Annotated in this window: 11 protein-coding genes; 2 read left to right on the top strand and 9 right to left on the bottom strand. The window is 69.3% G+C overall.

All coding sequences use genetic code 11. The features are described from left to right. Positions 1–60: 60 nt before the first annotated feature. From VGP60_RS21495 to dnaG, 3 genes are read right to left on the bottom strand one after another with little or no spacing between them, the layout of a single operon-like run. Positions 61–825: a trans-aconitate 2-methyltransferase gene (locus VGP60_RS21495; RefSeq protein WP_327549839.1), complete on the bottom strand. Its 765-nt coding sequence runs from the start codon at positions 823–825 to the stop codon at positions 61–63. A 49-nt stretch (positions 826–874) separates the two neighbouring features. Next, entirely contained in the window at positions 875–1,396 is a 522-nt protein-coding gene (locus VGP60_RS21490) for a hypothetical protein (RefSeq protein WP_327549838.1), read from the bottom strand. Between the two features lie 2 nt (positions 1,397–1,398). Further along, positions 1,399–3,300, bottom strand: a complete 1,902-nt coding sequence (dnaG, locus tag VGP60_RS21485) for a DNA primase (protein ID WP_327549837.1) — start codon at positions 3,298–3,300, stop codon at positions 1,399–1,401. 51 nt (positions 3,301–3,351) lie between these two features. On the opposite strand from dnaG, the gene VGP60_RS21480 reads away from it, so the two are divergent. Further along, positions 3,352–4,290 carry a sigma-70 family RNA polymerase sigma factor gene (locus VGP60_RS21480; protein ID WP_327549836.1) on the top strand — a complete coding sequence of 313 codons (939 nt, stop codon included), beginning with the start codon at positions 3,352–3,354 and terminating at the stop codon, positions 4,288–4,290. Here VGP60_RS21480 and VGP60_RS21475 read toward each other — a convergent pair. Together VGP60_RS21475 and VGP60_RS21470 are read right to left on the bottom strand one after the other, a co-directional pair. Beyond that, the gene (locus VGP60_RS21475; protein ID WP_327549835.1) at positions 4,280–4,846 is read right to left on the bottom strand and encodes a carboxymuconolactone decarboxylase family protein; all 567 of its coding nucleotides are present in this window, start codon (positions 4,844–4,846) and stop codon (positions 4,280–4,282) included. The two genes, VGP60_RS21480 and VGP60_RS21475, sit on opposite strands and share 11 nt — an antisense overlap. Before the next feature lie 22 nt (positions 4,847–4,868). Further along, entirely contained in the window at positions 4,869–6,254 is a 1,386-nt protein-coding gene (locus VGP60_RS21470) for an MFS transporter (protein ID WP_327549834.1), read from the bottom strand. Positions 6,255–6,308: 54 nt separating this feature from the next. Between VGP60_RS21470 and VGP60_RS21465 the strand changes: the two genes are divergently transcribed. Further along, on the top strand, positions 6,309–6,767 hold the full coding sequence (locus VGP60_RS21465) for a MarR family winged helix-turn-helix transcriptional regulator (RefSeq protein ID WP_327549833.1): 459 nt from the start codon (positions 6,309–6,311) through the stop codon (positions 6,765–6,767). Here VGP60_RS21465 and VGP60_RS21460 read toward each other — a convergent pair. From VGP60_RS21460 to VGP60_RS21445, 4 genes are all read right to left on the bottom strand, one after another. Beyond that, on the bottom strand, positions 6,757–8,361 hold the full coding sequence (locus VGP60_RS21460) for a glycosyl transferase (RefSeq protein ID WP_327549845.1): 1,605 nt from the start codon (positions 8,359–8,361) through the stop codon (positions 6,757–6,759). The genes VGP60_RS21465 and VGP60_RS21460 overlap by 11 nt on opposite strands. Positions 8,362–8,609: 248 nt before the next feature. Further along, positions 8,610–9,719 (bottom strand): serpin family protein, encoded by a 1,110-nt coding sequence (locus VGP60_RS21455; protein ID WP_327549844.1) that lies wholly within the window; start codon positions 9,717–9,719, stop codon positions 8,610–8,612. A 184-nt stretch (positions 9,720–9,903) separates the two neighbouring features. Beyond that, on the bottom strand, positions 9,904–11,178 hold the full coding sequence (locus tag VGP60_RS21450; RefSeq protein ID WP_327549832.1) for a deoxyguanosinetriphosphate triphosphohydrolase: 1,275 nt from the start codon (positions 11,176–11,178) through the stop codon (positions 9,904–9,906). A 57-nt stretch (positions 11,179–11,235) separates the two neighbouring features. Then, a complete protein-coding gene (locus VGP60_RS21445; RefSeq protein ID WP_327549831.1) occupies positions 11,236–11,889 on the bottom strand; it encodes a YdcF family protein in 654 nt (217 codons plus the stop codon). Positions 11,890–11,922: the final 33 nt, after the last annotated feature.

The raw sequence follows: 11,922 nt of genomic DNA, 5'->3' as shown, positions 1-11,922 counted from the left end.
ACCAGCAAAAGGTCACTGATCGCACTCGACCACTAACACCAACTTCACGGAATCAATCATCTAGGGGATCTGGGCGGTGAAGAAGATCCGGCGGAAGGTGAACCAGGTCGTGCCGTCGGAGCGCGAGGGGTACGCGGTGTCGAGGATCGGGGCGAGTTGACGGCGGAAGCGGGTCCAGTCGTCGGCGTCCAGAGCGGCCTTGACGGGGCGTAGTGCGGTGCCGGTGATCCATTCCAGCACCGCGTCCTGCCCGGTCAGGCGTTGCACGTAGGTGGTTTCCCAGGCATCGACAGCGCAGCCGGCGGAGGCGAGGAGTTCCGCGTACTCCGCCGGTTCACTGACGGTGCCGTCCTCGCGGAAGACGACGTCGGCCAACTGGGGAGCCCATTCTGGGGTGGCCGCGAGCTCGCGGACGAGCGAGTGCGAGGGGGCGTTGAAGTTGCCTGGCACCTGCACGGCCAGCCAGGCGCCGGACGGCAACTCGGTGACCCAGCGTTCGAGCAGGGCCTGGTGGCCGGGCACCCATTGCAGGACGGCGTTGCTCAGCAGGACGTCGGTGTCCGGCGCCGGTTTCCAGTCGCGGACGTCGACGACCTGCGCGTCGATACCCCTGGAGCGGGCGGCTGCGACCATTTCCGGGGAGCTGTCGCTGGCTTCAAGCGTGGCGTCCGGCCAGCGTTCCGCCAAACTCACCGTCAGGTTGCCTGGGCCGCAGCCCAGGTCTACGACGCGGCGCGGGTCGGTCGCGGGGACGCGTCCGAGCAGGTCATAAAAGGGGCGGCCACGAAGGTCGCCGAAATCGAGGTACTTGGCCGGGTCCCACATATGAGCCTCCCAGTACGTCCATACTGCTAGATACAGTACGAGCGTACTGCTACAGCTCGGGGTTCGCCATCTTCGTCGACGCTTCGCTCGCGATCGCCGCGACGACGTCCAGGTCGGTGCCAGGGTCGGGGCGCACTTGCAGCACCGTGGTATCGGTGCCGGGGACCTTCCGCCACACGAACCACGCGCCGCCGGGCGTGAGCTCCTTGCGGTAGCGCGAGCGGATCGAGCCGTCGACGCGCTGGCGCACGAGGTGCGGCACCCTCGCCGGCTCGTCGAGGGTGAACCTCACGGGCGCGAGATCGGCCAGGAGCACGGCCTCACCGGCTTTGCGGGTCTCCTCGGCCTCGGTCAGGGTGAACACGCTGTCGGCCCAGGCCGCCTTGGCGACCAGGTGCCAGCCGACGCGGCGCGCACCGTCGGGCGCCGGGATCCAGAGCCCCAGCTGGGTGACGATCAGATGCCCGCCACCGGACACCGTCGCGACGCCGAGGACGTCTTCCCCGCGGTCGAGAGTGCCGGGAAAGCCTTCCGGGAGCCTGTCGCCGAAGAGATACCGGAGCCAGCCCATCGTCAGTCCATTCCGCCGATTGCCTGCTCGCGCAGCGCCTTCCGGTACTGCTCGAGCGCGATGAGGTCACCGAACAGCGCCCGGTACTCCTCGGGCGCTTCGACCGGCGAAGACCGCTGCAGCTTCGACTTGATCTCGTTGATCTGCCTGCCGACGAGGTTCTCCTGCACCGCGGCGAGCACCCCGCCGATGTAGCGGGAGTCCACGTCGCCCTTGGAGCGCAGTGATTCGACGGCCAGTTCGCTGAGCACCCGCCGGACCGTCCCCTGTGGACAGTGCGGGGTGGCGGCGTCGATCAGGGCCGGGCCGGTGAGCCCGGACGCGGCGCCGCCGGCCGCGAGGATCGCCTTGTGCACCGCGGCGTAAGCCGGATGGGTGAACGCGTCCTCGGGCAGCGCGTCGTACTCGGGCCCGGCGATGGCCGGTTCCTGCAACGCGGCCTTCAGGGCCTCACGCTGCGCGGTGAGCCGCGGGTCGTCACGCTTGGGCACCGGGATGTCGGGCGTGGCCGGCGTGGCACCGCTCTGCTGGGGCTCGGCCGGGCGCCGCAGCGGCTGCTTGGACGACGGCTTGACGCCCTTGCTCCCCCGCACCTGGCTGACGACCATCGCGACGTCCTGCCAGCCGACCCACCACGAAAGCTTCGTCGCGTAGCCGTCCCGGCTGGCCCTGTCGCGGATCTGGGCGACCACCGGCACGGTCTTCTGCAGCGCCGCGACCTGCCCGTCGACGGAGTCCAGGTCGAAACCAGCCAGCATGGACTTGATCGCGAACTCGAAGAGCGGGATCCGCCGGGCGACCAGGTCCCGCACCGCGGCGTCGCCCTTGGCGAGTCGCAGGTCGCACGGGTCCATACCGTCGGGCGCGACGGCGATGTAGGTCTGGCCCGCGAAGGTCTGGTCGCCTTCGAACGCCTTGAGCGCCGCCTTCTGCCCGGCCGCGTCCCCGTCGAAGGTGAAGATGATCTCCCCGCGGAAGGCGTCGTCGTCCATCAGCAGCCGTCGCAGCACCTGCATATGGTCGTCGCCGAACGCCGTTCCCGACGACGCGACGGCCGTCGGCACGCCCGCGAGGTGCATGGCCATCACGTCGGTGTAGCCCTCGACGACCACCACCTGGTGGCGCTTCGAGATCTCGCGTTTCGCCATGTCCAGCCCGAACAGCACCTGCGACTTCTTGTAGATCGGGCTTTCGCTGGTGTTCAGGTACTTCGCTTCGATCCGGTCGTCGTCGAACAACCGGCGCGCGCCGAACCCGACGACCTCGTTGCCGACGTCGCGGATGGGCCACACCAGCCGCCGATGGAACCTGTCGATCGGGCCGCGCTGGCCTTCCTTGGCGAGCCCGGCCGTGACCAGTTCCTTGACCTCGAAACCCTTGTTGAGCAGGTGTTTCGTCAGCTTGTCCCAGCCGCCGGGGGCGAACCCGCAGCCGAACGTCTTCGCCGCCGCCGCGTCGAACCCGCGCTGATTGAGAAAGTCACGGGCCGCCTGCGCGTCCGGGGTCGCGAGCTGCTCGGCGTAGAACGCCTGGGCCGCCTTGTGCGCCTCGACCATGCGCGCGCGGGTGCCGCGGTCGCGCTGGACGCTGCCGCCGCCACCTTCGTAGGTGAGCTGGAGGCCCGCCCGGTCCGCGAGCCGCTCCACCGATTCGACGAACGAAATATGCTCGATCGACTGGATGAACTTGATGACGTCGCCGCCCTCGCCACAGCCGAAGCAGTGGAAAGTGCCGTGCGTGGGGCGCACGTTGAACGACGGGGTCTTCTCGTCGTGGAAGGGGCACAGCCCTTTCAGGCTCCCCCCGCCCGCGCGCCGCAAGGCGACGTAATCGCCCACGACCTCGTCGATCCGGTTGCGCTCACGCACCTCGGCGATATCGCTGTCCCGAATCCGTCCTGCCACGATGACCACTCTAGTTCCGGCTCACCCGGCGCCGTGCGGCACACTCGGTGAATGAGCAGAGTGCCCTCGGAGTTCGACGTCCTGGCCGACGAGTTCGCCTTGTACCGCTCGCATCTGGTCGCCGTCGCCTACCGGCTCACCGGCACCGTGAGCGACGCGGAGGACGCCGTCCAGGAGTCCTGGTTCCGCGTCACCAGCCTTCGCGCGGCGCAGCGGGCCGAGATCCTGGACCTGCGGGCCTGGCTGACCACGGTCGTCAGCCGGATCTGCCTCGATCATCTGCGCTCGGCCACGGTCCGCCGCGAGCAGTACGTCGGCGAGTGGCTGCCCGAGCCGATCGTCACACCTTTGGGTACTCCTATCGGCGAGGATCCGCTCGAGGCCGTCGTGCGCGACGACGGCATCCGGATGGCCGCGATGGTGGTGCTCGACAAGCTCAGCCCGGAGCAGCGCGTCGCGTTCGTCCTGCACGACGCGTTCTCCGTGCCGTTCGGCGAGATCGCCGGGATCCTCGGCTGCAGTCCGGAAGCCGCGCGCCAGCACGGTTCGCGCGGACGCCGTGCGCTCGCCGACGCCGATCCGCCGCCCCGTGTCCCGCTCGCGGAGCAGCAAGCCGTGCTCGAAAAATTCATGGCGGCTCTCCTGACCGGGAACGTCCAGGCCGTGGCCGAGGTGCTGCACCCGGACGTCGTCCTGATCGGCGACTCGAACGGCAAGGCCCGCACCACCCGCCGGATCATGGTCGGCGCGGAGAAGATCATGCGGTTCTTCAGCGGCCTGGTCACCCTGTACGAGCCCGAAGCGATCGCCGCGGCGCGCGCGCTGATGATCAACGGCGACCTCGGCTTCTACCTACCGGCGAAGCCCGCCACCGCCGGCTTCCGCGCGCTGGACGCGCACCTGGACGCCATCGACATCCGGGACGGCAAGATCGTGGCGATCTACGACCTGGCCAACCCGGACAAGCTGACCCGCGTACCTACGGCATAGGCACGCGGCAGGCGTCGCCGGAGGTGAAGCCCTGGTCGGTGATGCCCAGGGCGCTGTTCATCCGGCCCCGCTGGTTCTCGAGCGCGATGAGGTAGGTCAGCTCGAGCAGGCCTTTGCGGCCGAATTCCCGTTCCAGTTCAGCTGTTTGCTCGTCGGTCACGGACGTCGGAGTCGCGGTCATGGCGTCGGCGTACGCGATCGCGAGGCGCTCCTGCTCGGTGTAGGCCGGCGAACTGGCGTAGTCGTCGATCTTCTTGAGCCGCTCGATGTCGAGCCCGTCGAGCCGCTGCAGCATGGTGCCGAAGTCGACGCACCACGAGCAGCCGAGCTGGGTCGCGGTGCGGTACACGGCGAGTTCGCGCACGCTGACCGGCAGCGTGGCAGCCGCCTTTTCGACCAGCAGCTCATGGATCACGCTCGCGCGCAGCAGTTTGCCGTGGTGCGCGGCGATCGCCATCGGCTCGGGCACGGCGCCGAACCGCTTGCGCGCGACGCGGTAGAAGAGCTTCAGGAACGGTCCGGCTTCGGTCGCCGGGACGGCGGTGATACGAGGCATGTCGTCTCCCCTGTTCGGTCGGTCAAGAAGCAGACGAGACCGGCGACGAGGACGTGACAGCTTCGCCGGCCGAACGCGGTGACACGCACAACGCGGCGAGCATCACGAACGCGGCAGCGGCGAAAACCACGGTGAGGCCGGCTTTCCCGAGTGAACCGGTGACGAGGACGGCGAGCCAGCCGAACACCGCGACACCGAGCACGCCACCGGCTTGCCGGGCGAACGAGAACGCCCCCATCGTCGCGCCCATGACGTCGATCGCGGCCCTGGACTGCCCGAGCAGCGTGTACGCCGACGCGCACAGCCCGAACGACGCGCCGATCAGCGCGAGGCCGGGAATCAGCGTCGCCAGGCCGCTGACGTGCGGCGACACCGCGAGCAGCGCGAGTCCGACCACGCCGAGCGCGCAGCCGAGACGGCCCCACGGCACCATCCGCGGCCAGCGCCTGGCCAGCACCGCGAACGAAACCGACACGGCCAGCTGACCGGCGGTCATCGCGGTGAGCAGCAGCCCGGTCCGGGCTGGATCGCCGTCGGAACCCGCCGCGATGACGAGCGAGACATAGGTGAACGTGCCGAACAGCGCGAGGCCGCAAAGCGCGGTCACCAGTACCGAACGCGCGACGACCGGGTCGGCGAACACCTTCGGCGGAATCAGCGGATTCGCGGATCTTCGTTGCACCACAACAAAACCGGCTCCGGCAAGCACGGCCGTCCCCAGTAGCAGCGGAGTCCACAGTGGACTCCGGGCGAGACCTTCGACGCTGCCCAGCGCGACCACCGCCGTCCCCGCGACAGCCACAAGCAGCGAACCTCGGACGTCGAAGCTCCGCGGTGGCCGGTCCGCGACGCGGCCGGGCAGACCGCGCGCGCCCAGCACGAAGGCCAACACACAGAGCGGCAGGTTGAGCAGAAAGATCCACCGCCAGCCCGGGCCGCCGGTGAGCAGGCCGCCCACCGGCGGGCCGCCGAGCGCCGACACCGCGAACAACGCCGTCTGCCAGCCCTGACGCCGGATCAGCTCGGCCTTGTCGAACAGCTCACCCAGCGCCGCGATCGCGCCGACGATCAGCCCACTGCCGCCGACGCCGTGCACCGCCCGCGCCGCGATCAGCGCTTCGATCCCGGGCGCCACCGCGCAGGCCGCCGAACCCGCGGCGAACACGGCGATCGAGCCGAGAGTGACCACACGACGGCCATGGAGATCGCCGAGGCGGGCGAGGATCGGCGTGGCGATGGTGACCGTGAGCAGGTAGGCGGCGCTCACGCCGACGACGGCCGCGCCCGCGTCCAGCTCGCGCGCCAGGGTCGGCAGGGCGGCGACGACCACGGTTCCGTCGAGTTGCGCCATCGCCATGCCGAGGAGGACGGCGGCGAAGGCTCGGTCGCGACGAGTGATTACGTGCATAAAGCACACATTATAACGTGCGATATGCACGTATCAAGCCCTAGGATCACCACCATGGATGTTGACGACGGAGCCGGGCCCGCGATGTTCCGGCTGGTCCGTTTCTGGTCACGGCAATGGGCGCCGGACGTCGTCCAGCGGCTCGACGCCGAAGCGCCGGAGACATGGACGGTCCAGAACCTGTACGTGATCCAGGCGATCCACAGCGCGTCCGGCTCCAGCGACGAAGTGACCGTCGCCGACGTCGCCCGCCAGCTGGGGCTCGACCGGTCGGTGGCCAGCCGGATGATCACCGAGGCCGCCGGTGACGGTTACGTCCTGCGCGAGACGTCGGAGCGCGACGCCCGGCGCGCCGCGCTCTCCCTCACCGAGGAAGCCCAGCGGTACCTGGCGAGCGCGATCGCCTTCCAGCACCAGGCTTTCGACCGGCTGGTCGAGCACTGGCCCGCCGAAGACTGCGAGCGGTTCTCCGGCTACCTGCGGCGACTCGCCGGCGAGGTCCTCACGGGGTGAGGGGCTGGACGTCCCACACCCAGACGCCGCCGACGAGCTCGCTGGGCACGTTGAGCAGAAGGTCCACAGTGGACCGAAGCGCGGCTTCGTTCGTCCGCGGCGGCAACACGACGACGTCGGCGTTCCAGTACCGCAGATCCTCGACGGCCTGCGCGCGCTCGACGTCGGTGATCTCCGGCGTGATCCCGGATTCCTTGACGTTGTCGAGCAGGATCGACGTCGGCCGCTGGATGGCGCCGTAGCGGCCACGCCGGTCCGTCTCGCTGTTCGGGCCGATGAAGTAGCCCTCGGGCATCTTGAAACCGAGGTCCGCGTCGATCTGCCAGTGCAGCGGCTCGGAGTTCGACCCGCTGGGCAGCGGCACGGTGACCAGGGTCCCGTTCACGCCGACGTACTGACGCCAGGTGCCGTCGGTGAAGAACATCGGCGTGCGTGGCCTGTCCTTGACGACCAGCTGCGTCGGGGCGATGGGCAACAGTACGGCGACCACGGCGCCCACCCACATCAGCCGCACGGGCAGCTGCGGGCCGTCCGGTGAAGCGGCGGCGGTGAACACGCGATCGGTCGCCAGCGCGAGCAGCGCGCCGATCAGGAACACCGAGCCCATCGCGTATCTCGACTCCAGCACGGAATCGAACAGCGGCAGCTCGTGCAACCACAGCCACGGCCCCGGGATGTCGGTCTTGTCGTGCGCGACGATGAGGTACTGCCCGGTGGAAAACCAGGCCATCGCGAACATCGCGATCGCCATCGCCCTGGCCACGATGTCGCGCCACAGCCAGATGGTCACCACGACCATCAGCACGATCAGCGGCCAGCCGAAGAACGCGTTCTCCTCGGTCCGGTTCATCGAGACGTCGGCGGCGGCCTTGGCGTCCCCGGCGATGGACTGCGTCGCGAACCGGGTGAAGGCGGCGGTGTCGTTGCCGACCGGGCCGTGCTCGATCGTCTGGTAGCTCTGCGGGCCGAAGAACTGCCACCACAGGGGAAACGCGACCAGCGCCAGCGAGATCAACGCGGCGATACCGACGCCGATGCCCAGCGGGCGGAGCATCGAGGGCACTTCGCGCGGACGCGCCAGGACGTAGACGAGCCCGAACACGATGAACGTCAGCGCGCCGATGAACAGCGGCTCTTCGCCCAGGAAGATCTGGTACGCCAGCATGAGCCCGAGGAACACGCCGTTACGGACCGGCCGGACTCCCTGGGAAAGCCGGATGACCTTCAGCGCGATGAAGGGCATCAGGAACCACGCGACGAAGTTCGGATGCGCGTTGGCGTGCGAGATGATCGACGGCGCGAAACCGCAGAACGCCCCGCCGATGGCCGCCGCGACCCGCGACCGCACCAGGTGCCGCGAAAGCACGTAGTACCAAGCCGCCGCCGTCCCGGCGATACCGCCGGTCAGCGCGATCGCCCAGGTCACCGTCGGCCCGAAGGTCAGCGTCACCGGTGTCAACGGGATGCTCAGCCCGAGCATCGCCGTGTTCGACATCATGTTCACGCCGAGCGGGTAGTTCTGGAAGTCGCTGATCAGCGGGTTGCGCAGATGCAGCACGTTGTCCGCGGTGACGGCGAAGAACCACTCCCACATGTTCTGGTCCGACGCGCTGTTCCACAGGTAGCCCTGGCTCAGGTTCAGCCACAGCCCGTTGAACAGGACGAACGCGAACAGGACGTAGCCGAGGACGATCCAGCTGTCGGCGGACGTCCAAGAACGCTTGGTCGGTAGCTCGGATTCGGGCTCGGGAATTTCCGCCTCCGGGGCGGCCTCGGTTTCGTGAAGGCTCACGCCGGCTCAACCACGCTGGTCACTGGAAGGGTCGCCCTCACTTGGGTTCCTCACGGATCGACGATGCGGGAAAAAAAGTAGACCACACCGGTTTCGGCGTGGCGCACGAGCAGCAGGAAAGGCCGGTTGACCTCGACGGTCACCGGCTCGGCGATGATCATCGACACCGCGCGGAAGGTGACCGCGGTGGCCGCCGCGCCCTCGAACCCCTGCTCGCCGACGCGCAGTACCGCCTGGTGCACGACGTCCTGGACGCACAGCCTGGGATCCGGGGTGAGCGGGGTGAAATCGGCGTCGGGCGAGAAGATCTCGGAGACGCCGAGCTCCCGCAGCCTTTCGGTGAGCAGGCTCCGGACGTCCACGTCGAACTTCGGCATCGACAGGTGGACCTGCGTGCGATGCGGCTCCTGGAGCAGCCGGGCGAGGGTCGCGGCGTCAAGCCCGGCTTCGGCTTCGGCGAGGTCGCCGCCGGGAAGCAGGATGACGGCCTCGGTCCCGCCCGCGCCGGGCAGCACGACGACCTGCCAGCCGTCGCGCGCGGCGTACGGGAAGATCTCGGACTGGCGCATGGTGAGCGCCCGCCGGGTGCCGCCCGTGGAATGGAAGTCCTCGCGCTCGGTGCGATCCTCGGGGAACGGATGGATCCACCCAGCCTTGAGGTACAACGCGTTGACCAGCGAGGCGACGGCGTCCGGCGCGATCGTGCCCGGCTCGAGCAGCTCGGGAATCAGGTTCCGGGTGATCTCCGCGACGTCGGCGTTGATGACCTGCCGCGCCTGTTCGGGATCACTGACGAAGGGCGCGGACTTGACGCGGCCCCCTGGCCAGCCTGCCAGCTCGTCCTGGAATTCGTCGTTGAGCGGCAGCTGATCCCAAGCCCAGAGCGTGTTCGACACGGCGAGCACCGGCTTCTCGCGGCCACGGTCCTCCCGCAACGTCGACGCGCCGAGCAGCAGTTCGGCCTGGCGGGTGAGCTCGTCGTCGGACCCGGCGAGCAGGCTGATCAGCTCGTCGGCCGCTTTGCCCCGCGCCGCGCGGCTGACGAGCCCGAGCGCGCTGGCGACGGAATAAGGCGAAAAGCACGAATTCCCACCGCCGGAAGCGACGGCTCTGTGCAAGGTCAGGCAGAGCTCGAGGTGCTGCCTTTTCGACTTCTCCAGGGCGGCCACCCCGCGACCGTACCGTGTTCCGCCCCGGGACATGGACGGGCCAGGCAAAGCCGTCCCGGCCCACCAACGATCACCACCTGTCGACAGATGGCGCCCCGGGATTCCCCGCGAGATGTCGACATAACGTGATACCCCGCGTCCGCAACTATCGCCGTCTGTCGACAGATGGCGGGAACTAGTTGTGGCGGCCGGTGTGCCAGGAGTGCCACGAGTGGGCTTGGGCGTCGGTGAGCGACGCGACCTGGTCGATCACCACCCGCAGCCGGGCCGGGTCGTCGGACGCCGAGTGCCACGCGGGCAGGAAGATCGGGTCGAGGGATTCCGGCGCCCGCCGGGTCAGTGCCGCGACGAGCTCGGCGACCATCTCGCGCTGGCCGTCCTGCATGGCCAGGCGCCGCCTGTCGCTCATGACGTACCGCACCGCGAGTGCCTTGAGCAGCGCGACCTCGGCGGCGACCTGCTCGGGCACGGCCAGTTCGGCCGAGTACCGGGTGAGCGGCCCGTCTCCATACGCGGCGCGGGTGCCGGTGACCGCCGCGGAGGCGAACCGGCCGACGAGTTCGCTGGTCAGACGCTTGAGCGCGACCTGCGCGGCCAACGACGTGTCGTGACCCGGCTCGGCCAGCGCGGCGACCACGGGCAGGTCGAGCAGCTCCTTCGCCGCACCTTCCAGCGTCGACACGGACTGCCCGGAAAAGTGCTTCGCCGCGGCCTCGGCGATGGCGGCGCGCTCCTCGGGATCGGCCAGCACGTGCAGTGAGATCCGCCCGGCGAGCACCCCGTCCTCGACGTCGTGCACCGAGTACGCGACGTCGTCGGCCCAGTCCATGATCTGCGCTTCCAGCGACGCCCGCCGCCCGGGCGCGCCCTCGCGGATCCAGCGGAAGACCTCGATGTCGTCGTCGTAGACGCCGTACTTGACCTGCCCCGGTTCGCGCGGCCACGGGTACTTCGCCGTCGCGTCCAGGCAGGCCCTCGTGAGATTGAGCCCGACGACGTCACCGCCACTCGTCAGGACCTTCGGTTCCAGCCGGGTCAGGATCCGCAACGTCTGCGCGTTGCCCTCGAACCCGCCGCAGGACTGGGAAACCTGGTCGAGCGCGAGCTCCCCGTTGTGCCCGAACGGCGGATGCCCGATGTCGTGCGCGAGCCCGGCGGTGTCGACGAGATCCGGGTCCGCGCCCAGTTCCTCGGCGATCCCGCGGCCGATCTGCGCCACTTCGAGCGAGTGCGTCAGCCGGGTGCGCGGCACCCCCGTGACCTCGGCGCCCTCCCCCGGCCCGACCACCTGGGTCTTGCCCGCGAGCCGCCGCAGCGCGGCCGAGTGCAGGACCCGCGCGCGGTCGCGGGAGAACGGGCTCCGGCCGTCCGAGCGCGACCCGGGCAGCACAGAGCCCTTCTCCGGCTCGTCGAGCCGGCGGGCCTTGTCGTGCGCGGAATAGGCGTTCACCCGGTCAGCTTATTCGCCGGAACCGACATTCAGCCGTTTCAGCAGGTGGAGAACCCGCTAGCCGACGTCGGTGCCGCCGAAGTCGTCGGCGGGCGTCTTCGTGAGCTGGTAGAAGAGCAGCGCGCCGGTCTCGCGGAAGATGTAGCGGAACTGGGTCTCGCGGGTCTGCACGATCGGCCCGCGGTGGACCGGCGAAGGCCACGCCTCCAGCCCGGCGTCCTCGGCCATCATCGTCGCGCGCAGCGAATGCCACGGGTCGCTGACCAGGACGGCGGTGTGCCAGCCACGTTTGTGCACCTCGTCGGAGACCGCGCGCAGGCTGCGCAGGGTGTCGTTACCCGTGCCGACGGCGATGGTGTTCGCCGCGGGCACCCCCTCGCGCCGCAGCCACTGCGCGCCGGCGGCGGCTTCGGTGTAGTTGTCCTTCGTCTTCTTGCCACCGGAGGTGATGATCGTCTTCGCGACGCCCTCCTTGTACAGCTCCTTGGCCTTCGCGAGGCGGGCTTCGAAGATCTTCGACGGCGTGCCATTGTACTGCGCGGCGCCGAGCACCACGATGACGTCGGCGGGCGTGCGGACGTCGGACCTGGCGTCCTGCCAGACCCGGAAAGCCGTCCCGCCCAGTACGACCACGATGATGAGCAGGGTGCCGAACACGGTCCGGCGCACCCAGCCGCCGAGACCCGGCTTGGTTTTCGCTGGCGTGCTCACCGGGCCATCATCCCAGAGCCGGTACGCCGAACG

It is taken from the genome of Amycolatopsis sp., from assembly GCF_036008905.1.
Classification (GTDB): domain Bacteria; phylum Actinomycetota; class Actinomycetes; order Mycobacteriales; family Pseudonocardiaceae; genus Amycolatopsis.
The sequence above is the reverse complement of the archived record's forward strand: the minus strand, read 5'-3'. Positions and strand labels throughout refer to the sequence as shown.

What these genes read in the sequence shown, in the direction of transcription:
- VGP60_RS21490 (WP_327549838.1), bottom strand. Translation starts at nt 1,396, where the DNA reads ATGGGCTGGCTCCGGTATCTCTTCGGCGACAGGCTCCCGGAAGGCTTT.
- VGP60_RS21495 (WP_327549839.1), bottom strand. Translation starts at nt 825, where the DNA reads ATGTGGGACCCGGCCAAGTACCTCGATTTCGGCGACCTTCGTGGCCGC.
- VGP60_RS21475 (WP_327549835.1), bottom strand. Translation starts at nt 4,846, where the DNA reads ATGCCTCGTATCACCGCCGTCCCGGCGACCGAAGCCGGACCGTTCCTG.
- VGP60_RS21465 (WP_327549833.1), top strand. Translation starts at nt 6,309, where the DNA reads ATGGATGTTGACGACGGAGCCGGGCCCGCGATGTTCCGGCTGGTCCGT.
- VGP60_RS21480 (WP_327549836.1), top strand. Translation starts at nt 3,352, where the DNA reads ATGAGCAGAGTGCCCTCGGAGTTCGACGTCCTGGCCGACGAGTTCGCC.
- VGP60_RS21460 (WP_327549845.1), bottom strand. Translation starts at nt 8,361, where the DNA reads ATGTGGGAGTGGTTCTTCGCCGTCACCGCGGACAACGTGCTGCATCTG.
- VGP60_RS21470 (WP_327549834.1), bottom strand. Translation starts at nt 6,254, where the DNA reads ATGCACGTAATCACTCGTCGCGACCGAGCCTTCGCCGCCGTCCTCCTC.